The sequence below is a fragment of the Brevundimonas pishanensis genome (genome assembly GCF_022750635.1).
GTDB lineage: Bacteria > Pseudomonadota > Alphaproteobacteria > Caulobacterales > Caulobacteraceae > Brevundimonas > Brevundimonas pishanensis.
The window spans coordinates 274,360-294,958 of record NZ_JAJKBG010000004.1; the positions used below are offsets into that span (position 1 = coordinate 274,360).

Here is a 20,599-nt window from a genome sequence, read left to right on the forward strand (position 1 = left end):
TGAACCGCGCCTGAGCCCGAGATTTCAGGAAGCTTTTCCATGTCTTCAAAATACCCAACGCAGGCCGCCCCTGTCCTGAACAGTTCTTATCGCACTGTGTGGCGATGGCATTTCTATGCCGGTGTGATCGTCATGCCGTTTCTAATGCTGCTGTCGCTGACCGGTGGCATCTATCTGTTCAAAGACGAGATAGAGCGGTTGGCCCATCGCCAGATGCTGCCTGTAGCCATCAGCGCGCCACAGGCTACACCCGACGACTGGGTTGTCACCGCACAAACGGCTGCGGGTGGGAAGGCGGCCCGTGTGAACCTACCGGCTTCCGATAGCGAGGCTGTCCAGATCGGCGTGGAACGCCCTGACGGCAGTCGGTTGCGCGCCTTCGTTAATCCCTACACCGCCGACCTTACCGGCATTAGCCCCGACGAAGGCCCGACCGAACTCGTCAGGGATCTTCATTCCCTCAGCGTGTTCGGCGGGTCGTTGGGCAAGGCCCTCAACATTGTCGTCGAGATTGTCGCAGGTTGGGCAATCATCCTTTGCGCCACAGGAATATATCTGTGGTGGCCGCGCAAACGTCGCGGAGCTGTCTTGCTAACGCGCGAATCCGATGTCCGCCGCCGCCCCTTCTGGCGGGACCTGCACGCACTCACAGGCTTCTATACCGCAGGCATTATCGCCTTTCTGGCCGTGACGGGCATGCCGTGGTCTGCGGTGTGGGGCGACCAGTTCATGGGCGTTATGCGCACGACCGCATTGGGCCGCCCGCCCGCGCCTGCCGAGGCCACACCGTGGACGCAAAACGCGCCCCATCATGGCTCCGCTCCCCTCGGCTGGACGATGGAAGGTACCGGACTTGCAAGAGATGCATCCAGCGTGGGTGCGCCATCGCTCAAGCACGTTATCGAAAGCATCGATGCGCAAAAGATGGCCCGCCCGCTGGTCATCTCCATCCCTCGCGACCTCAGCCACACATGGACCGTCTCAACCCAGCCCCAACGGGTCGAGGACACCCGCATCCTCTATGTCGAGCCCTCCACCGGGGCCGTGAAAGCCGACGTGCGCTATGCCGACTTCGGCCCCATGGCCAAGGGTATGGAATGGGGCATCATGGTCCACCAAGGCATGCAGTATGGCTGGATCAACCGCATCGTTATGCTGGCCGGTTGTGTTGGCATCTGGCTCCTGTGCATCAGCGGCGCTGTCATGTGGTGGAAACGCAGGCCGCCGCGCCTCTCGCCCTTGCGCAGCGGTGCCCCGCCGTCCCTGCCCGACGCCCGTTACCGCGGCGTTCTGGCTATCGTCACTCCTCTAGCAATCCTCTATCCTCTGACCGGCGCGAGCCTGCTGGTCGCCCTGTTGGCCGACGCATTCCTGTCCGGACGCCTCGGTCGCAACCGTCCCGTTAAGTAAGCCCCCCGAAGGACCAAGTTCCATGAAGTTCAAACTCGTTCTCGCAACTGCCGCTGCCCTGACGATGGCGGCCTGTGGCCAGCAAAATGAAGCAGCTCCGACCGAAGTGCCCGCCACCCCGGCTGCTCCGGCCGCCCCCATGGCGGTCGAAGCACCGACGACGCCCACCGCCGTAGAGGGCACGATCACCATCGAGGACGCTTGGTGCCGTCCGACGCCGAACGGAGCCAAGGCGGGCGGTTGCTACGTCATCCTGACCTCCAGCGTCGATGACACCCTGACGGGCGTCGCGACCGCTCAGGCCGACATGGCGCAAGTCCACGAAATGAAGATGGAAGGCGGCGTCATGAAGATGGCCCACCTCGCCAAGGGCTTGGCCATGCCCAAAGGCCAACGCACCGAGCTTAAGCCTCACGGCAACCACATCATGTTGATGGGCCTGAAAGCGCCGCTGGTGGCGGGTCAGACAGTTAAGATCGACCTGACCTTCGCCAATGCAGGCACCAAGTCCGTCGATTTTGCCATCCGGACCCCGCCGGTTGTCGGCGGCGAGGAATAATCCTTTAAAGGGCGGTCGAAAGGCCGCCCTTTTCCGCATATAGAGGCCCCAACATATCGCGCGGACTGACAAATCGGCTTGGAACGGCTAAAGGCACGCGCTCACGAGGAATACCATGGCCCTTAAAGTCGCGATCGTCGGTCTGCCCAACGTTGGCAAGTCCACCCTGTTCAACGCCCTGACCAAGACGGCAGCGGCGCAAGCTGCAAACTATCCGTTCTGCACCATCGAGCCGAACACCGGCGACGTTGCCGTGCCGGAACCCCGTCTGAACAAGCTGGCCGAAATCGCCGGCTCCAAGGAAATCATTCCAGCCCGCATCACCTTCGTGGACGTGGCCGGTCTGGTGCGTGGCGCGTCGAAGGGTGAAGGTCTGGGCAACCAGTTCCTCGCCAACATCCGCGACTGCGATGCTGTGGCCTTCGTCGCCCGCTGCTTCGTCGATGACGACATCACCCACGTCGAAAACCGCATCGACCCGATCTCGGACCTCGAAATCATCGAGACCGAACTGATGCTGGCCGACCTCGAGAGCCTCGAGCGCCGCCGCGTTCAGGTCGAGAAGCGCGCCAAGGGTGGCGACAAGGAATCGCAACTAACCCTGAAGATGATCGACGCCGCCCTCGAGCAGCTGCGCGAAGGCAAGCCGGCTCGCCTCGCCGACATCTCCAAGGAAGACAAGAAGGCATGGGACATGCTGCAGCTGCTGACCGCGCTGCCGGCACTCTATGTCTCGAACGTTGAAGAAGCCTCGGCCGACAAGGGCAACGAGCTGTCTGATCTGGTCGCTGCACGCGCGGCCAAGGACAACGCCAACTCGGTCGTTATCTCGGCCCAGATCGAATCCGAAATCGCCGTACTGGACGACGAGGAATCGGCTGAATTCCTCGACACCCTGGGCCTTGAAGAACCGGGCCTGAACCGCCTGATCCGCGAAGCCTACAAGCTGCTGGGCCTGCAGACCTACTTCACCGTTGGTCCGAAAGAAGCGCGCGCATGGACCATCCCGGTCGGTGCCACCGCCCCGCAAGCCGCGGGCGTGATCCACACAGACTTCGAAAAGGGCTTCATCCGCGGCGAAACCATCGCTTACGACGACTATATCGCTCTCAAGGGCGAGGCCGGTGCCAAGGAAGCGGGCAAGATGCGCGCTGAAGGCAAGTCCTACATCGTCAAGGATGGCGATGTGATGCACTTCCTGTTCAACAACTAAGTCGAACAGCCAGTCCGTTCAAAAAGGCACTGCCCCTCGCGGGTGGTGCTTTTTCTTTGCCCGCTCCGACGAGTAAGATTACATTGTTCTCAAGCTGCGCCATTACAGGGTGGCGGCTTTGGGGGGCATACTTGAAACCAATCAACCGGATCATCACGACGGTGATCGCTGCTGGCTGCGCGGCGTATGCCGCTCAGGCATCAGCCCAGACACGCACGCAAGACACCGCGCCGCTTATTATCCATCCGCCTGCACAGGGCGAAGTCGCCATTGGCGAGGAAATCGCCAGTGTCAGAACCAATCCTGTCATACGCCTTCGCACCACCACCATGCGTGCGGCCAGGCTGGACATGGATACGGACACGCCGTCGGGCTTTGCTCTGGCCAAGATGCTACCTGCGGGCACGAAGATGTTCGGCATCCACACGACGGCGGGCTGGGCCTATTGCGCGGTAGCCGAATCCAACGCCCGCTGGTGGACAACGGATCAGTTCGTCTGTTTCGAGGACACCGACAAAGACGGTCGCTTCGAGAGTGTCATGCGTTCGGGTGCGCCCTTCATGCGGGTGCCGCTGTTCGTGTTCGAGACGGGCAACCGCATCGCCTTGCAGACCCCTGCACCCTATACCCAGATCGATGTGCAAGACGGTCCGTCCATGGACATGACCATCTATGCGCTTCAGGGGAAACGCGATTTCCGCAATGGTATCATCTATCTACGTGCCGGATTCCGCCCGGACGATGCCATCGGCCACATCCCCATCAGGGGGTTGACCGCCCGGGCACGTCTGAACCCCGAGGGTCCGACGCGGATGCAGTTGATGGGGCTGGAGATCGAAATCCTCTCGACCGACGAGGAAGGCAATATCCGCTATCGCATCCTCAAGGCTCCTGAAGAGGGCATGATCTATCGCGCCACCATGAGTGTCTCGACCACCTACACTCCTATCCTCATTCCGGGCTGAGAACGCGCATGACTGTCTATTCCGCCATCGCCATCGCTCTGCTCCTGCAAGCCGCGCCCGAAACACCGATCGGCTCGACACAGGTACCGCCAGCGGACGCCGTCCAAATCGCCGAACCTGACGAGATCGAGGACGACGCAAGCGAGGCTGCCACCGAAGCCGCCCGACGCGCATCTCAACTATCTGCCATGGTCACTGTGGCGCAGCCCTTGGTCCTCGTTCGAACAGCGGTCACGCCCGACACGGTATTCCGTACAGTCGATCACGGCCAGATCATCGCCTCGCAGGACATCTCCCCGGCCCAGTTTGTGACCATCACCACACCGGTCAACAACGCCAACAAATACGGCCCCGCAGGTGCCGCCCTATGGAAGTTCCTTGAAGGCGAGAATGAATGGTGGTGCTGGCGCAACACGGCTGGTTTTCCGGCGTGGAACAGGCCGACAGACTACTACTGCTACCGTGACGCCGACGGTGACGGCACCTTTGACGAACTGCGCGAGAACCCCGGGTGGAGCGAATCTATCCGCCATTCCCGTTTCATCGCGACCACGCTTGGAAGCGTCGAGCGTGCAAGGGGCCAGGCCAGCTATGTCGCCGGCGGGCAACTGGATTATGTCGAGCAAGTCGCCATTCGATATGACGCCCCGATCTTCGGTGCGGTCAATGCTGACGGCTACATCACCAAGGGTGCAGTATCGTTTGATGTAATTGCCGGTATTGGCCCGCAGGCAGGTCAGCGCGGCACCTCGCTGTTGTACTCGCGCCTTGTCGATCCGACGGGCATGGACAAGCTCTATTCCATCCACGTCGCGTTGGATGAAACCGGTAAAGGCACTGTCCAACACCCCAGCGGGATCTCGATTGAAGTGGAACGGGCCAATGCCGATGGGACCGTGGTCGTGAAGCTGCTGTCCGGTTATCCATCAGGCGAGACCTCGCTGATGCCGCCTATACCGGCGCTCTCATTCGAAACCCTGCTGCAGATTTTGAGAGCGCGGGGCGACCTTTAGACTTTCTACCCATACAGCTAAGTTTTCTACAGGGTCATCCTTCGGGTGACCCTGTTATTTTGACCGCCTGTTTTATGGGGAGGTCCTCTTGTCCTTGAAGTTCGACACTCTGGCGCTGCACGCCGGATATACGCCTGATCCGACGACCAAGTCCGTCGCCGTGCCGATCTATCAAACCACCAGCTACGCCTTTGACGACACCCAGCACGGGGCCGACCTGTTCGACCTGAAGGTGGCAGGCAATATCTACACCCGCATCATGAACCCGACGTCCGATGTGCTGGAACAGCGCATTGCGGCACTGGAGGGCGGCATTGCGGCCCTGGCGGTAGCGTCGGGCCAAGCGGCCATCACCTACGCCATCCTGACCATCGCAGAGGCCGGCGACAACATCATCGCCACCAGCACCCTGTATGGCGGCACCTACAACCTGTTCGCCCACACACTGCCCCAGTATGGCATCGAGGTGCGCTTCATCGACGCCGATGACTTTGACGCCGTCGCCGCCAACACGGATGCCCGCACCAAGGCTGTCTTCTGCGAGTCCATCGGCAATCCGCTGGGCAATGTGGTGGACTTCAAGGCGCTGGCCGATGCGGCACACGCTGCGGGCCTGCCGCTGATCGTCGACAATACCGTGCCGACGCCCTACCTCACCCGCCCCATCGAGCATGGCGCGGACATCGTCATCCACTCGCTGACCAAATATATCGGCGGCCACGGCACCTCTATCGGCGGGGCTATCGTCGATGGCGGCACGTTCCCGTGGGCGCAGCACAAGGAGCGCTTCCGCCGTTTGAACGAACCCGAGGTCAGCTATCACGGCGTGGTCTATACCGAGGCGCTGGGGCCAGCCGCCTTCATCGGTCGCGTGCGCACGGTCCTCTTGCGCAACACCGGCGCGGCCATCTCGCCGTTCAACAGCTTCCTGATCCTGCAAGGGCTAGAGACGCTGGCGCTGCGTATGGATCGCCACGTCGAGAACGCCACCGCCATCGCCAAATGGCTGAAGGCCCACCCCAAGGTGGAATGGGTGAACTACGCCGGTCTTGAGGACCACGCCTCGCACGGCCTGATCCAGAAATACTTTGGCGGCAAGGCGTCGGGTCTGCTGACCTTCGGCGTCAAGGGTGGCCGCGCGGCCGGTGCCCGCTTCCAGGATGCGGTGAAGCTGTTCACCCGTCTGGTGAACATCGGCGATGCCAAGTCGCTGGTCTGCCATCCGGCCTCGACTACGCACCGTCAGCTCTCGCCCGAAGAGCTAAAGCGCGCCGGCGTCACCGAAGACACCGTGCGTCTGTCGGTCGGTATCGAACATATCGACGACCTGATCGCGGATCTGGAACAGGCGCTGAGCGCAGCCTGATCTAGGCCGCTCATGAAAAGCCCTCCGCCGATCTGGCGGAGGGCTTCTTCGTCTGCAGATGGCCTTAGCGGCGGTCGGCGCGCTCGGCGTCGGTGCGTGCCCGCACCTGACCGAACTCCGACTCCGGCTTCCACGTCGGCCAGACGCGGCTATCAGCCAGTTCGCGGCCCAAACGATACAACAGGGTCAGGTTCTCGACCGCCGATGTGAAGTCGAGATCCTCGGACCATTCGTCGGTGGGCTTGTGATAGACGCGAGCGAAACGCTCCTGCCAAGCCGCCTTGCCAGCCTCGATGCCACCGTCCACGAAGTCCACACCGTGCCAAGGCATCAGAGCCGGAACACCCGCGCGGGCGAACGGGAAGTGGTCCGAACGGTAGTAGAAGCCCTGCTGCGGCTGGCCGTCGTCGGAGACGTAGCGCCCCTCGGCCTTGGCCAACACGTCCAGCATGTCTTCCAGCGTGTTCTGGCCCTTGCCGAAGATCGGCACATCGCGGGTCGGACCAGACAGCGGCAACATATCGATGTTGATATCGGCCACGGTAGTCGCCAGCGGATAGATGGGGTCTGCCGCATAGCCATAGGCACCCAGCAAACCCATTTCCTCGGCGGTGGCGTGCAGGAACACGACCGAACGCTTGGACGGGCCGGCCTTGGCGAACTCGCGGGCCATTTCTACGACGCCGACGGTGCCCGAGGCATTGTCCCATGCGCCGTTGAAGACGTTGTCGCCCGGATGATCGTTGGTGCCGACGTGATCCCAGTGTGCGCTGAAGACGATGGTCTCGTCAGGGAACTCGGTGCCTTCCAGTCGCGCCAGCAGGTTGTGCGTGACCAGAATGTCCTTGGTTTCCTCGGCCTTCACCGAGAGGGTCAGCGGCAGGGCGCGGGCCTTGAATGCACCTGCATCGAGCGCTTCCTCTGCAACGGTGCCGATGCCCCAGCTCTTGGCCAGCTCAGCCGACAACTGGCCCTTGAATTGCAGTTCAGCCGAACCGGGGCTAAGGGTCTGTTGGCGACCTGCGCGCGACAGCGAGCGGGCAAAGTCCGATTGGACCGTAATGATCGCCACCGCGCCACGGCGGAACGCCTCGTCGGCCTTGTACGCTTCTTGAGCATAGAAGCGGCGATACTCGCTACCGAACGACGGCGAGCCGCTCATGACGACTACGACCTTGCCGGTCACATCCGTATCGCCATAATCGTCCCACTCCCGCTCGGGAGCGGTGATGCCGTAGCCGGCGAAAACAACCGGAGCATTAGCAACGTCCGCCAGACCCGCCGTGTTGATGGCACGGACGGTCAGGCCATCAGCTGGCGCAATCGAGGTCGCCGCACCGCCTGCGCTGGAAACGGACACAACAGCGTCGGCCTTCGGGGTCAGGCGCAGCAGGTCGATCTGTTGCAGCCACTGGCCATCACGACCACCCGGCTTCATGCCCATGGCTTCATACTGGGCCTGCAGCCAGGCGAGGGTCTTTTCCTCGCCAATGGTGCCGGGCTTGCGGCCTTGGAAGTCATCGGCGCTGATCAAACGGATGCTGTCCGACAGACGCTGCGCCTCGAAGTCCTGCGCGAAGGCCGGAGCCGATACGAACACGAGGGCGGCAAGCGCTACGCCACGAAGAAAGGATTTGGGCATTTGGCCTCCTAGCAATGCCACAACCGCGCCAAGGCGAACGGTTCGGTTGCAGGACAGTCCCCCACGAACTGCCCTGCGATATTTCTACGTCCGGTCAGGGACGCTGCGCCTCGGATTGGGCACGAACAGCGGCGAACTCCGACGTGGGCTTCCATTGCGGCCAGTCGGTCGAATTCGCCAGTGCTTTGCCCGCCTCGTAAACGACTTCCATGTCTTGCGCCATGCCGCGCAGATCCCAGTCCGCGCTCCATTCATCGGCAACCTGGTGATAGCCGATACGGCCGTACTCGGCAGCGGCGGCGATCCGCGGCTCGATCGGCGCGTCGACGTAGTCACCGGCCGAGTTCACATAGGCCATCGGCACACCGCGACGCACCAGCGGGAAGTGGTCCGAACGGAAATAGATACCGGCCGCAGCACCTGCATCCGGCACAATCCCGCGCCCTTGCGCGGCTGCGACCTGCGTGAGGCGGTCATCCAGATCGGAGTGACCGAAGCCCGTGATGTTCAGCTTGTCCTTGCGGCCATAGACGTTGGCGGCGTCGATGTTGAAGCCTGCGACCGTCGTCTCCAGCGGATAGAGCGGATTGGCCGCATAATACTCCGAACCCAACAGACCCGATTCTTCGCCCGTGAACGCGACCATGACGATCGAGCGTTCCGGCTTCGGACCTGCGCCATATTGGCGGGCCAGTTCGATCAACGCAGCAGTACCCGAGGCGTTGTCCACGGCACCGTTGAAAATCTTGTCGCCGTTTACGCCCTCATCGGTTGCGATGCCGATGTGGTCCCAGTGACCGCCGTAAAGGATCGTCTCGTTCGGGCGCGAGGAGCCTTCCAGACGGGCGACGATGTTGTGGGTCACGATCTGGCTGGAAGCGACGTCAAAGCTGACGTCCATCGTCGCCTTGAGGTCGACGGGCTGGAAATCGGGACTGCGGGCCAGCTTCTTCTGCTCTTCGAAATCGACGCCTGCCGCCTCGAACAGTTTTTCAGCAGCATCGCGCTGGATCCAGGCTTCGACCGGAACGCGTTCCTTGGCCGGATCGGCGCGCACGATGTCGAACTGCGGCACGGTCCAGGAGTTGACGACCGTCGTCCAGCCATAGGCAGCGGGCCTGTCCTCATGGACGATCAGGACGCCGGCGGCACCTTGGCGGGCGGCCTCCTCATATTTGTAGGTCCAGCGGCCATAGTAGGTCATGGCCCGACCGCCGAAGGTGTTGAGTTCCGGCTCTTCAAAATCCGGATCGTTCACCAGCACGACGATGATCTTGCCACGCACATCGACCTTGAAGTCGTTCCAGTCGCGCTCGGGCGCATTCACGCCATAGCCGACGAACACCAGCGGGACGTCTTTCAGTTCGACATCACTACCCGGCAGGCGCGAGCTGATGGTGACCTGCTGGCCCTGCGTCAGCGGCGTGACCTCCCCGCCCTGCTTCAGCGCAGCGCGCACGTTCGACGACGCGATACGGTTCAGGGTGACAGCTTGCGTCCAGCCGCCGTTTTCGCCGCCTGGTGCAAAACCGGCATCGGCAAAGCGCTGGCTTAGGAAATCGATGACCTTCTGCTCGGCGGGCGTTGCGATGCCGCGGCCCTCGAAGCTGTCGTCCGATAGGATGCGAATGTCTTCGGATATACGGGCGGTGTCGAAGACCGACTGCGCCATCGCACCTCCCGACATTAAAGCCGCGCTCAACGCCAAGCTGGCAACCGTCGTAAACAGGCGCATGGGGCCTACCCTCCGCAACAATAAGATGGCGGGACGTTAAGCGCAGTCGGCGCAAAGGCAAAGAAAAACCCCGCCAACCGGACGGTCAGCGGGGCCAATCTTTTCACCGGAGCGGGTGGCCTAGTGAGCCACGCCCTTCCAGATCTTGCGGTACGAAGCGTAGGTGATACCGGCGAACAGGATCAGGAAGATCAGTACGCCGAAACCAGCCTGCTTGCGCTCAACCATCTTGGGCTCGGAAGCCCACATGATGAAGGCCGCAACGTCCTTCGACATTTGGTCGACGGTCGCTTCGGTGCCGTCATCGTAGCTCACCTGACCGGCGCGCAGCGGAGCCGGCATGGCAATGAAGCCGCCCGGAGGTGCATGGCCTTCGCCTTCCCAGAACGGGGTCAGGTCGCCGGCCATGTACGGGTTGTAGTTCTGACCCGGAGCCATTTTCAGACCCTTGGGCGGAGCCACATAACCCGACAGCAGCGAGTAGATGTAGTTGGCACCGTCGTGACGGGCCTTGGCCATCACCGACAGGTCCGGCGGAGCCGCACCGCCGTTGGCAGCCGCAGCCGCCGTGGCGTTCGGATATGGGTTCGGGAATTTGTCTGCGGTCGTGGCGTCACGCATCAGCGCCTCGCCGGTCTCCGAATCGATATCGGCAACCTGCAGTTCCTTGGCCAGAGCCTTCACGACAGGGTTGTCGTTCGGGTTCGGGTATTTCGGATTCCAGAACGGGCCGTGTTTGTCGCCAAGGTTACGGAAGTGCAGGTGGTCCATGCCGTGGCAGGACGCGCAGACTTCGCGATAGACCTTGTAGCCGCGTTGCAGCTGGCCCTGGTCGAAGGTGCCGAACGGACCTTCGAAGCTGAAGCCACCATCGCGCGGGTGCTTGGCACCACCGGCGGCCAGCGCCGGAGATGCCACAGCGACGATACCCGCAGCCGCAATGGCCGAGACGAGGATCTTACGGAAAGACACGATCTTTTTCTCTTTGCTCATCGGGCTCAGGCCTTCTCAGCTTCGGTCTTGAGGACCGGTTCGGAGATCGATGCCGGGATCGGCAGCGGCTTCTCTTTCAGGCCAACGAAGAACATGATCGGACCCAGGAAGGCGAAGTAGTACAGGGTGAACAGACGGGTCAGCCACAGGTACGAGTTCAGCTTGCCATCCAGTAGGGTGAAGCTCGGCATGCCCGGGATGACCGGAGCGTCCGGAAGCTGTGCACCGCACCAGCCGAGGCCGAAGCAGACGAACAGGAAGATCACGAAGAAGATCTTCATGGTCGGACGGTAGCGCATCGAACGTACCGACGAACGGTCGATCCACGGCAGGACGAACAGGATGCCGATAGCTGCGAACATAGCCACGACACCGCCGAACTTGTCCGGAACAGCGCGCAGGATCGCGTAGAACGGCAGCATGTACCACTCCGGCACGATGTGGGCCGGCGTCTGCAGCGGGTTAGCCGGGATGTAGTTGTCGGCGTGGCCTAGAGCGTTCGGGTTGTAGAACACGAACACGGCAAACAGGATGAAGAACAGGATGATGGCAAAACCGTCCTTGACCGTGAAGTACGGGTGGAACGGCAGCATGTCCTTCTTCTCGCGGTCCTTCGGGATCAGGATGCCGACCGGGTTGTTTTGACCGGCAGCATGCAGAGCCCACAGATGCAGAACCACGCAACCCGCGATAACGAACGGCAGCAGGTAGTGCAGCGAGAAGAAGCGGTTCAGGGTCGCATTGTCGATCGCCGGACCGCCACGCAGCCAGATCAGGATCGGCTCACCAACAACCGGGATAGCACCGATCAGGTTGGTGATGACCTCAGCCCCCCAGAACGACATCTGGCCCCACGGCAGAACGTAGCCGAGGAAGGCGGTGGCGATCATCAGGAAGAAGATCACGCAACCGATGATCCAGATCATCTCGCGCGGTGCCTTGTACGAGCCGTAGTAGAGGCCGCGCAGCATGTGCAGGTAAACGGCGATGAAGAACATCGACGCGCCATTGGCGTGCACGTAACGGATCAGCCAGCCACCCGGAACATCGCGCATGATGCGCTCGACCGAGGCGAAAGCCAGGCCGATGTGCGGGGTGTAGTGCATCGCCAGAACGATACCGGAGATGATCTGCGTCATCAGGCAGATCGCCAGAATGCCGCCGAAGGTCCACCAGTAGTTCAGGTTACGTGGCGTCGGAAGATTTGCGTAGTCCATGCCGAAACGGACGATCGGCAGACGGGTGTCCAGCCACCGCTCAATCGCGGTTTTAGGGACGTAAGTGGATTCGTGATTGCTCATGGGTCCTCGGTACGTCCTCAGCCGATCTTAACGCGGGTATCGGACAGGTATTCGTAGTTCGGTACGACCAGATTCAGCGGTGCCGGACCCTTACGGATACGACCCGATGCATCGTAGTGCGAACCGTGGCACGGGCAGAACCAACCGCCGTAATCACCGGCGTTGAAGGTCGGCACGCAGCCCAAGTGGGTGCACGAGCCAACGACCACGAGATATTTCTCGTGACCGGCCTTGGTGCGCTCCACGTCGGTCTGCGGCGGCGAGCCAACGGCACCTTCCGAGGTGACCTTGGCCAGCTCGGCCGGGGTGCGATAGCGCACGAACACCGGCTTGCCTTGCCACTTGATGACCACTTGCTGGCCTTCCTGAACCTTGGACAGATCGAATTCGATCGATGCCAAGGCCAGCGTATCGGCAGCCGGGCTCATCTGGTTGATAAGCGGCCAGGCGATCATCGCGCCTGCGCCCGCCGCGGCAGCGCCCGCAGCGATATGAATGAAGTCGCGGCGAGTAGCTTCGCCACCACCGTTTTGGCCTTCAGGGCCCTCAGGATTCACGACCGATTCGGCCACGCGTATCACCTCTGCAATCCGATCAGCCTCCCGCACGCATGCGGGACGTCCAGTCGGCATGAACCTTCACAAGCGGAAAACAAAGCTTTGCCATCCTGCCTTGGTTTAGACCACCCCAATCTCAAGTCGCAAAAGCAACTTGAGAAGCGGTCGCAACAAAAGACACGACAAGGCCCTCTCCCGCGCGTATGAGTGGGCCTTAGAATGCGTCTCGCCCTTTTTCAACCAGATATCCCGCAGAATGTGGGGGCATGTATCCGTCTCAGCGCCTGTTTCGGCGTCGAACTGCACGTGATCGAGCCCACCGGATTCACTTTTGACGACCGTGCAATGAAGCGCGCTGCGCTCGATTACGGTCCCCTCTCCCACATGACCCGTCATGACAGTTGGGACGATTTCCTGCGCGACAAGCCGCCGGGTCGTTTGCTGTTGATGACGACCAAGGGAGCGACGTCGATGGCCGAATTCGCCTTTAGAGACGATGATATCCTATTGTTCGGCAAGGAAAGTGCGGGTGCGCCCGACTACGTCCACGATGCTGCGGACGAGCGGATTATCATCCCGCTGGAGGCCAATGCTCGCTCGTTGAACCTGTCGGTCACCGCGGGCATCACCCTTTGGGAAGGCCTTCGCCAGACCGGACATTTCCAATCCACGAAGTAAGAAAGGGAGCCTGAAATCAGGCTCCCTTTTTCATCGTGGGACGCTCAACAAAAAAATCATTATCCGGCAGGCGAGCCTTGCCGATGGATTTCTCGGACGCGCTATCGGCCTTCTGCCCTACCCGTCGATTCGTGGTTTTCGACATCGGTCGAAATTCTAATCCGCGTACGGAACTTCTGCCCCACGCTCGAGGCAGAAGCAGAACTCAGAGTGCCGCGCATAATGACTGCCATGGCCTCGGCACCGAAACCGTAACCCTTCGGGTTTTCCTCTACCACGACACAATCGACAGGCTTTCGGTCCGGAGCCAAGGTGCACTCGATGTCCACATAGCCTTCGACCCTCTGCTTTGCAGGGATTGTAGCGCACGCCGCAACAACGGATGCGGCACCAATCAGCGCGCTAATGGCGCATAGCTTGGTCACGGCGTTTCCCATATCCCCGCCCTTACTGCTGCGGCAGGCGAGACAGGTTTGGACGCTCGCCCTGCTTACGGGCAGCAACCGATTCCACCTGACGCATGACGCGCAGCATGTTCTCGCCGGAAATCTTGCGGATGTCGGCATCGGTCCAGCCGTTCTGGATCAGCTGGGCCAGAATACGCGGATAGGCATCCACCGCCTCTACCCCCACCGGAAGGCTGTCCACGCCGTCGAAATCACCGCCCAGACCGACGTGGTCGATACCCGCCTTGTCGCGGACGTACTGGATGTGCGCCACAACGTCCTGAAGCGTCGCGCGCGGGATCGGATTGGCCGCGATCCATTGATCCATCTCGCGTTTGACCCGATCTGGATCACCGGGGTTCAGGCTCTTGAGACGGGCATCCTCTGCCGCACGGCGCGAGCTCCATTCGCGGACCTGCTCGCTGATGAAGCCGGGTACGAAGGTCACCATGACGATGCCGCCATTGTCCTTCATCTGCGCCAAAACGTCGTCGGGGACGTTGCGCGGGTGTGCCGTCACGCCCAGCGCCGACGAGTGCGAGAAGATAACCGGCGCTTCGGAAACGCGCAGGGCATCGCGCATGGTCTCTGCCGAGACGTGGCTTAGGTCCACCATCATGCCAATGCGGTTCATCTCTTTGACGACTTCTTCGCCAAACGGGTTCAGCCCGCCCCACTTCGGCGCGTCCGTGCCCGAGTCGGCCCAATTGGTCGATTTGGAATGGGTCAGCGTCATGTACAGCGCGCCCGCGCGGCGGAACTCGCGCAGCAGGCCAAGGCTGTCGTCGATGGAATAGCCGCCTTCCATACCAATCAGGCTGGCGATCTTGCCCTGACGGTGGATGCGCACAATGTCGTCTGCCGTGGTGGCGATCTCGAAGGTTTGCGGATAGCCCGCGACGATGCGTTTGACCGTATCGATCTGCTCGAACGTCGCCTTGGCCGCTTCGAGCTGGCTCATGTTGGCCGAAACATAGACCGACCAGAACTGGCCCCCTACACCGCCCTCGCGAAGGCGCGGAATGTCGGTATGCAAACGGGTGCTCATCGACAGATCACTCGTCAGGTCTACCCCGTGCACATCATTCTGATAGCCCTGACGGAAGGCCCACGGCAGGTCGTTGTGGCCGTCGATCAGCGGCGTTCGGCGCAAAATCTGGCGCACATGAGCTTCCGTCGCAGCGTCGCTGCGCACAGGTGCCGTCTGGGCCTGGGCCGAAATCGCCGGCAACAGCGCTGCGGTGGCCGCTGCCACCATCATCAGTTTGCGCATCATGGGTATCCCCTCCATAAAATCACTGGCCCGCACGCTGGCACAGCCACGCCTCCGAGGAAACTGCCCGCGTGCGAAACCTTGTCTGATCCAGATCAAGGTGGAAACTGATCACCTGCGGCATCAGACGCGCATCCTCGGACTGTTCACCGAGCCTGCATCGTGGTTGAAGCCCTCATGACCGAAATTACTCCCGAGCTGATGAACGAGCGTCGCGAACGCGCCCGCGTCTGGTTTGAAAGCCTGCGCGATCAGATCCACGCCGGTTTCGAGGCGTTGGAAGACGCCGCCCCTGCCGAACTGTACGGCGAGACCGCTGGCCGTTTTGTACGCACCCCTTGGGACCGCGCTGCGGGCGGCGGCGGCGTCATGGGCATGATGTCGGGCCGCCTGTTTGAAAAGGTGGGCGTCCACTGCTCGACCGTGTTCGGAGAGTTTCCGACTGACTACGCCAAGAATGTCCCCGGTGCTTCTGAGGACCCGCGCTTCTTCGCGACCGGCATCAGCCTGATTTGCCACCCTGTGAACCCGAATGTTCCGGCTGTGCACATGAACACCCGTTTCATCGCCACCACCGAGAACTGGTTTGGCGGCGGCGGCGATCTGACGCCGGTGCTGAACGCAGACCGCCGCGACGATCACCCGGACACCATCGCCTTCCACGCGGCGATGAAGGACGCGTGCGATAAGTACGATCCGGAATACTATCCGGAGTACAAAAAGTGGTGCGACGAGTACTTCTTCCTGCCGCACCGCAACGAGCCGCGCGGTACGGGCGGCATCTTCTATGACCACCACAACACCGGTGACTTCGAGGAGGACTTCGCCTTCACGCAGGACGTCGGGAAGAACTTCCTGAAGGTCTATTCCGACATCGTGGCGGGCCGCATGCACGAGCCGTGGACCGAGGAACAGCGCGAAGAGCAGCTGATCCGCCGTGGCCGCTATGTCGAGTTCAACCTGCTGTACGACCGTGGCACCATGTTCGGCCTGAAGACCGGCGGTAACACCGAGTCGATCCTGTCCTCGATGCCGCCACTGGTGAAGTGGCCCTAAGCCACCGCGCCTGAGCAGACAAAAAGCCCGCCTCGACATGAAGCGGGCTTTTTTCGTTTAGGCGGCGACGTCGAGCACGCTGTTGATGCTGTTCATGAGCGACTGCACGGTCAGCGGTTTGGTCAGGTGGGCATCGGCCCCTGCTGCCAGACTGGCCTCGACGTGCTCGGCCATGGCGTTGGCCGTCAGCATCACAATCGGCGTGTGCACGCGCCCGTCGCGACGCTCGATTTCGCGCAGACGTCGGGTCGCTGTCAGGCCATCCATAACCGGCATCTGCATATCCATCAGGACCAGATCGAAGTGATCAACCGTGAAGGCGGCCACGGCCATCTCGCCGTCCATGACCGATACGATTTCGACATCCAGCGGCGCGAGCAGAACCTCCACGACCTTACGGTTCGCCGCATGGTCGTCCGCCAGTAGAACTTTCAGCCCCAGTCCCGTCGAGGTGGCAACCGAGTGGTCGGCCATCAGGTCCCTCTTGTCGGCAACAACAGGATCAGAGTGTACACGCGGCAGTTGAATTTCAAACCAGAACTTTGCGCCCTGGCCCGGAATACTGGCGCAGTCCATCTGACCACCCATCAAACCGATCAACTCTTGCGAGATATTGAGCCCCAGACCGGAACCGCCATAGCGACGCGTGATGGATTCATCGGCCTGCTGGAAGCGGGCGAAGATGCGCTGGCGCACCTTGTCATCAAATCCGACACCGGTATCGGTCACGCAGAAATAGACACGGTCCGGCTCGGATAGCAGGGCTTCGACGGTCACTGATCCCGCCTCGGTGAACTTCAGCGCGTTCGACACTAGGTTGTTGAGCACCTGCCGTAACCGCACGACGTCGCCCATCACCTTGCGATCAATACCGTCGGTGCAGACCAGATTGATGCTGACGCCCTTGGCCTCCGCGCGCGCTCCCCACAGTTCAATGACGTCATTCAGCATGACCTTCAGGTCGAACGGTGCCTGCTCCAGACGTAGTTCGCCGGACTCGATCCGCGCGCTGTCCAGAATATCGCTGAGCAGACCCTCCAGCGTCTTGCCCGAGGTGCGGATGATCTGGACCAGTTCGCGGTCATGCTTGGCCAGAGGCCGCTGCGCCAAGGCATCCGCCATCGCAATCACGCCATTCAATGGCGTGCGAATCTCGTGACTCATATTGGCAAGGAAGCGGGTTTTGGCGGAGTTGGCCTGCTCTGCCCGCAAGCGCGCCCGACGAAGCTCGCGCGCCTGCACCCACAGCCAGATCGCAAACAATGTCCCGCACACAAGGAAGAACAGGGTCACGCCCACAATCCAGGTCTGTGCCCGTATCATGGCCCCCTGCAGGCGCACGTTGGCCTGTTCGACGGTCAGCTGGTGACGCCGCTGGGACAGCTGCTGCTGCATGTCCTGCGTGACCTGATTGATGCCTTCACTATAGGCACGCGCATCGTTGCGGGCATTCAACAGGGTATAACGGCGCAACAGGGCCATGCCCTCGGAATAGCGCCCTTTCGCAAAGGCGATCTCGGCCCGCGCGTTCAAGGCCAGATTGCTGTGCGCACTGCCTGGACGGCTGGTGTTGATCTGTTCCCAGCGGGCAAGAATTGCCTCGGCCTTGGCCGGCTCGCCCTGTCGCGCCAGCGCCATTGCCAACAGCGGCCAGGCCCGCTGTTGCTGATAGACGTCATCCATCAGGGTCTCATGGTCTTTGAGGCAGGTCAGGATGCGTGGCATGTCATCTTGAATGCGGGCCACACGGGCGCACATCAGGGCATTGTGGGCCGCCAGCCCCTGCAGATCCGCTCTTTGGGTCAGCCGATCGTGAGACTCAAAGAAGCGTTGTGCCGCTTCGGTATCCCCCATGAAGATCGCCATACGGCCCAGATTATAGAGGGTGCTGAAGTCCGGTCGCGGCCAGTCATCATGACTGAATTTGGTTTCGTACTGGGTGAAGGCATCGGTCACCCCTTCCACGTCGTGGAGCGACATCAGACCGATCCCGATCACTTCCCACACGCCGGCGCGGGCCGCTAACGTCTCGGGGTCGCTGGCCGGTATCTGGGCCTGAACAGTCGAGAGAAGCTTTAGGCCCTCACCGACCTGGTGATCGTCAAAACGGGTCACGGCAAAATAGCGCACGGCGTTCAAGCGGACATACCAGTCCGAGGTGCTATCCATCACCTGCCGCATACGGGCCGCCTGACTACGATCACCCTGCCGGTAGGCGATCATCATCTCGTTCAACTCGGCGAGCTTCTTGTACCGGCGGTTGTCAATCAGCGCGGCGTTGGACGCCAGATGCCCGTTCCAGAAGCGGGCCCTCTCAAGTTCACTGTTATTCAGATAGATATTCAGTACGTGTTGGACACGGCGCAATCCGTCCACATCGATGCGGGCAATCGCCTCGTGTCCGAAATCTTCAAGCGCCGCAAAGCTGGTGGCCGAGGCTCGCTTTTCGACATGGGCCAACAGCAGTTCTGTGCGCGCATTATCAGCGCCTTCAGCGCTTGCTGCACTGGCCACTAGCGGCGTGAGCCCGATGGCAGCCGCTGCAAACATGGCGGCCCAACTGCGAAGCGTCGCAGGTTTCAGACCATTACAGACGTCGAACACTTAAGCCCCCCGAGGGGATCAGCCACACCCATTGGCCAATCCGCGAGGGCTTATGCCGGATTCAGGTTTCCCAAGCCTTAGCAGAAATCAAATACCCGAGCCGTCGCCTTCAACCGGCGGCGGGGTCAACAGCAGGAACGCCCTCACCCATGCCGTCAGGACGGCACGGTCGTTGGGACGCTTCAAACTGTCCAGCGCTGCGTCCACAAGTTCATCGGCGATGCGTGTGCCGCGACGAAGCTCAGTCAGGGCTGCGGCATAGGCGGGCTGGAACTCGGGGTGGCACTGGAAACTGATTGCGTTTTCGCCATAGGCCAGTCCGGCAAACGGCGTGAAATCACAGCGGGCGATAACGCGGGCATCATCCGGAATGGCGATGACCTGATCCTGATGCGATACCGCGATGGCGATGCTGTCAGAGCGCGGATGCATCCATGGCTCCTCGGTCAACACGTCGTAGCGGTGAAGGCCGACGCCCCAGCCTTTGTCGGACTTTTCGACCCGTCCTCCAAAGGCGTGGGCCATAACCTGATGGCCAAAGCATATGCCCAACAGACGCGTCCTACCGCGCGCCGCCTGCAACCACTCTGTCAGCTTCGGGATCCAGTGATGGTCCTCATAGACCCCCGCCGCCGATCCGGTAACGATGCAGCCCGCGTAGGCTGAAGGGTCATCCGGCAGATGCCCCTGCTGCACATCAAAGCGGACCGTCTGGGCGTCTTCGCCCAGAAGCGCGCGAAACCGTGCCGGATAGTCATCGAAGGAGTCGCGGAGAGCTTCGGGCGGATACCCTGTCTCGAGGATGGCAATCGGCTTCATCGGTAGGCTTGATCCGGTACGCACTGGGGACAGGCACACTGGCCCGCTCCATGCCTTTAGGCAATGCCTCCAACCCTCAGGAAAGCTGATGAAGCCATCAGGGTTTCTAAACCCTGATTACAGCGTCCAGATTTCTGCCTTGGCCTTTTCGTCGCCCAGCGTAGAGGCAACCCAGCCGCAGATTTCCTTGGCCGCAGCCTCGGTTCCAGCGGGCGCATTGACCACCGTCATGGTGCAGCCGTTCATCTTCATCGGATTGGTCAGCGGGCGAAGACGCGCCTCGGCCACCACCACATTCGGAGCCTTGGCCTGATCCAGACGACGGATGAAGCCGTCAAAGGTTTCCATGTCCTTGAGCGGGGTCCAGATGGCCACCACCGCCTTGGGGTCGCGCTTGACGATGGTCGCTGCCGTGTCGGCGGAGCGGATATAATCATCCCCGCGCTCGAAAGGCGGGTCGATCAGTACCAGCGGGCCTTTAGACTTGAGCGCAGCATTGGTGGCGAGGTCATAGCCATCGCCCTGGAACCCTTGTGCATTCGGATAGTCTGCCAAGGCTTCGTCCAGCAGCGCCTTGACCGGAGGGTTCAACTCGAACCCGCGATAGGTGCCGCCCTTGGCCAGCGCCCGCGCAATCAGCACAGGTGAGCCGGGATAGAAACGCACGCCACCTTGCGGATTGAACTGCGCCACTTCATCGGCCAGAGCCTCAATCAGCGCAGGACGGTTGTCGGCGGTCATCAGACGCGCCACGCCCGCCTCGGCTTCCTTGGAGCGAACCGCATCGCCCGACAGATCGTACAAGCCTGCACCCGCATGGGTATCCAGCACGTGCAGCGGGCCATCGGCCTGCATCTTTTGCATCAGCCACAGCACCAGAGCGTGCTTGACGAGATCGGCGAAATTTCCGGCGTGGAAGCTGTGGCGATAGTTCATAAAGGCGCTCGTCTCCTGACGCGGGGCCAAGGT

General features: G+C 61.5%; 17 protein-coding genes. 8 read left to right on the forward strand and 9 right to left on the reverse strand.

Annotated features, from left to right (window positions below):
- Positions 1 to 39 precede the first annotated feature (39 nt).
- From LOX95_RS10010 to LOX95_RS10035, 6 genes are all read left to right on the forward strand, one after another.
- Positions 40 to 1,410, forward strand: coding sequence for a PepSY-associated TM helix domain-containing protein (locus LOX95_RS10010; protein ID WP_242914339.1), 1,371 nt, complete (start codon positions 40 to 42; stop codon positions 1,408 to 1,410).
- Between the two features lie 22 nt (positions 1,411 to 1,432).
- The gene (locus LOX95_RS10015; protein ID WP_242914340.1) at positions 1,433 to 1,969 is read left to right on the forward strand and encodes a copper chaperone PCu(A)C; all 537 of its coding nucleotides are present in this window, start codon (positions 1,433 to 1,435) and stop codon (positions 1,967 to 1,969) included.
- A 115-nt stretch (positions 1,970 to 2,084) separates the two neighbouring features.
- A complete protein-coding gene (ychF, locus tag LOX95_RS10020) occupies positions 2,085 to 3,182 on the forward strand; it encodes a redox-regulated ATPase YchF (protein ID WP_242914341.1) in 1,098 nt (365 codons plus the stop codon).
- Positions 3,183 to 3,313: 131 nt separating this feature from the next.
- On the forward strand, positions 3,314 to 4,147 hold the full coding sequence (locus LOX95_RS10025) for a hypothetical protein (RefSeq protein ID WP_242914342.1): 834 nt from the start codon (positions 3,314 to 3,316) through the stop codon (positions 4,145 to 4,147).
- An 8-nt stretch (positions 4,148 to 4,155) separates the two neighbouring features.
- A complete protein-coding gene (locus LOX95_RS10030; protein ID WP_242914343.1) occupies positions 4,156 to 5,160 on the forward strand; it encodes a hypothetical protein in 1,005 nt (334 codons plus the stop codon).
- A gap of 88 nt (positions 5,161 to 5,248) precedes the next feature.
- Complete coding sequence (locus tag LOX95_RS10035; protein ID WP_242914344.1) at positions 5,249 to 6,526, forward strand: O-acetylhomoserine aminocarboxypropyltransferase/cysteine synthase family protein; 1,278 nt, start codon at positions 5,249 to 5,251, stop codon at positions 6,524 to 6,526.
- 64 nt (positions 6,527 to 6,590) lie between these two features.
- Here the strand turns inward: LOX95_RS10035 and LOX95_RS10040 are convergent, their stop codons facing one another.
- From LOX95_RS10040 to petA, 5 genes are all read right to left on the reverse strand, one after another.
- The gene (locus tag LOX95_RS10040; protein ID WP_242914345.1) at positions 6,591 to 8,168 is read right to left on the reverse strand and encodes a M28 family peptidase; all 1,578 of its coding nucleotides are present in this window, start codon (positions 8,166 to 8,168) and stop codon (positions 6,591 to 6,593) included.
- A 94-nt stretch (positions 8,169 to 8,262) separates the two neighbouring features.
- A complete protein-coding gene (locus LOX95_RS10045) occupies positions 8,263 to 9,903 on the reverse strand; it encodes a M28 family metallopeptidase (protein ID WP_242914346.1) in 1,641 nt (546 codons plus the stop codon).
- 120 nt (positions 9,904 to 10,023) lie between these two features.
- Positions 10,024 to 10,896 carry a cytochrome c1 gene (locus LOX95_RS10050; protein ID WP_242914347.1) on the reverse strand — a complete coding sequence of 291 codons (873 nt, stop codon included), beginning with the start codon at positions 10,894 to 10,896 and terminating at the stop codon, positions 10,024 to 10,026.
- A gap of 5 nt (positions 10,897 to 10,901) precedes the next feature.
- Positions 10,902 to 12,197 (reverse strand): cytochrome b, encoded by a 1,296-nt coding sequence (locus LOX95_RS10055; RefSeq protein ID WP_242914348.1) that lies wholly within the window; start codon positions 12,195 to 12,197, stop codon positions 10,902 to 10,904.
- 17 nt (positions 12,198 to 12,214) lie between these two features.
- Complete coding sequence (petA, locus tag LOX95_RS10060; RefSeq protein WP_427846581.1) at positions 12,215 to 12,769, reverse strand: ubiquinol-cytochrome c reductase iron-sulfur subunit; 555 nt, start codon at positions 12,767 to 12,769, stop codon at positions 12,215 to 12,217.
- Between the two features lie 204 nt (positions 12,770 to 12,973).
- Here petA and LOX95_RS10065 point away from each other — a divergent pair, with 204 nt between their 5' ends.
- Positions 12,974 to 13,432, forward strand: a complete 459-nt coding sequence (locus LOX95_RS10065) for a tRNA (cytidine(34)-2'-O)-methyltransferase (protein WP_242914349.1) — start codon at positions 12,974 to 12,976, stop codon at positions 13,430 to 13,432.
- 447 nt (positions 13,433 to 13,879) lie between these two features.
- Here the strand turns inward: LOX95_RS10065 and LOX95_RS10070 are convergent, their stop codons facing one another.
- A complete protein-coding gene (locus LOX95_RS10070; RefSeq protein WP_242914350.1) occupies positions 13,880 to 15,154 on the reverse strand; it encodes a dipeptidase in 1,275 nt (424 codons plus the stop codon).
- Between the two features lie 198 nt (positions 15,155 to 15,352).
- Here LOX95_RS10070 and hemF point away from each other — a divergent pair, with 198 nt between their 5' ends.
- Positions 15,353 to 16,207 carry an oxygen-dependent coproporphyrinogen oxidase gene (gene hemF / locus LOX95_RS10075; protein ID WP_427846584.1) on the forward strand — a complete coding sequence of 285 codons (855 nt, stop codon included), beginning with the start codon at positions 15,353 to 15,355 and terminating at the stop codon, positions 16,205 to 16,207.
- A gap of 57 nt (positions 16,208 to 16,264) precedes the next feature.
- Here hemF and LOX95_RS14300 read toward each other — a convergent pair whose 3' ends face one another.
- From LOX95_RS14300 to rlmJ, 3 genes are all read right to left on the reverse strand, one after another.
- Entirely contained in the window at positions 16,265 to 18,811 is a 2,547-nt protein-coding gene (locus tag LOX95_RS14300) for a hybrid sensor histidine kinase/response regulator (RefSeq protein ID WP_242914352.1), read from the reverse strand.
- 87 nt (positions 18,812 to 18,898) lie between these two features.
- Entirely contained in the window at positions 18,899 to 19,630 is a 732-nt protein-coding gene (locus LOX95_RS10085) for a glutamine amidotransferase-related protein (RefSeq protein ID WP_242914353.1), read from the reverse strand.
- A gap of 117 nt (positions 19,631 to 19,747) precedes the next feature.
- Entirely contained in the window at positions 19,748 to 20,566 is an 819-nt protein-coding gene (gene rlmJ, locus LOX95_RS10090) for a 23S rRNA (adenine(2030)-N(6))-methyltransferase RlmJ (protein ID WP_242914354.1), read from the reverse strand.
- Positions 20,567 to 20,599: the final 33 nt, after the last annotated feature.

Excerpts from the sequence above, each read along its gene's own strand:
- LOX95_RS10010 (WP_242914339.1), top strand. The coding sequence starts at position 40 with ATGTCTTCAAAATACCCAACGCAGGCCGCCCCTGTCCTGAACAGTTCT.
- LOX95_RS10015 (WP_242914340.1), top strand. The coding sequence starts at position 1,433 with ATGAAGTTCAAACTCGTTCTCGCAACTGCCGCTGCCCTGACGATGGCG.
- ychF (WP_242914341.1), top strand. The coding sequence starts at position 2,085 with ATGGCCCTTAAAGTCGCGATCGTCGGTCTGCCCAACGTTGGCAAGTCC.
- LOX95_RS10030 (WP_242914343.1), top strand. The coding sequence starts at position 4,156 with ATGACTGTCTATTCCGCCATCGCCATCGCTCTGCTCCTGCAAGCCGCG.
- LOX95_RS10040 (WP_242914345.1), bottom strand. The coding sequence starts at position 8,168 with ATGCCCAAATCCTTTCTTCGTGGCGTAGCGCTTGCCGCCCTCGTGTTC.
- LOX95_RS10045 (WP_242914346.1), bottom strand. The coding sequence starts at position 9,903 with ATGCGCCTGTTTACGACGGTTGCCAGCTTGGCGTTGAGCGCGGCTTTA.
- LOX95_RS10050 (WP_242914347.1), bottom strand. The coding sequence starts at position 10,896 with ATGAGCAAAGAGAAAAAGATCGTGTCTTTCCGTAAGATCCTCGTCTCG.
- LOX95_RS10055 (WP_242914348.1), bottom strand. The coding sequence starts at position 12,197 with ATGAGCAATCACGAATCCACTTACGTCCCTAAAACCGCGATTGAGCGG.
- LOX95_RS10065 (WP_242914349.1), top strand. The coding sequence starts at position 12,974 with ATGCGTCTCGCCCTTTTTCAACCAGATATCCCGCAGAATGTGGGGGCA.
- LOX95_RS10070 (WP_242914350.1), bottom strand. The coding sequence starts at position 15,154 with ATGATGCGCAAACTGATGATGGTGGCAGCGGCCACCGCAGCGCTGTTG.
- hemF (WP_427846584.1), top strand. The coding sequence starts at position 15,353 with ATGAACGAGCGTCGCGAACGCGCCCGCGTCTGGTTTGAAAGCCTGCGC.
- LOX95_RS10085 (WP_242914353.1), bottom strand. The coding sequence starts at position 19,630 with ATGAAGCCGATTGCCATCCTCGAGACAGGGTATCCGCCCGAAGCTCTC.
- rlmJ (WP_242914354.1), bottom strand. The coding sequence starts at position 20,566 with ATGAACTATCGCCACAGCTTCCACGCCGGAAATTTCGCCGATCTCGTC.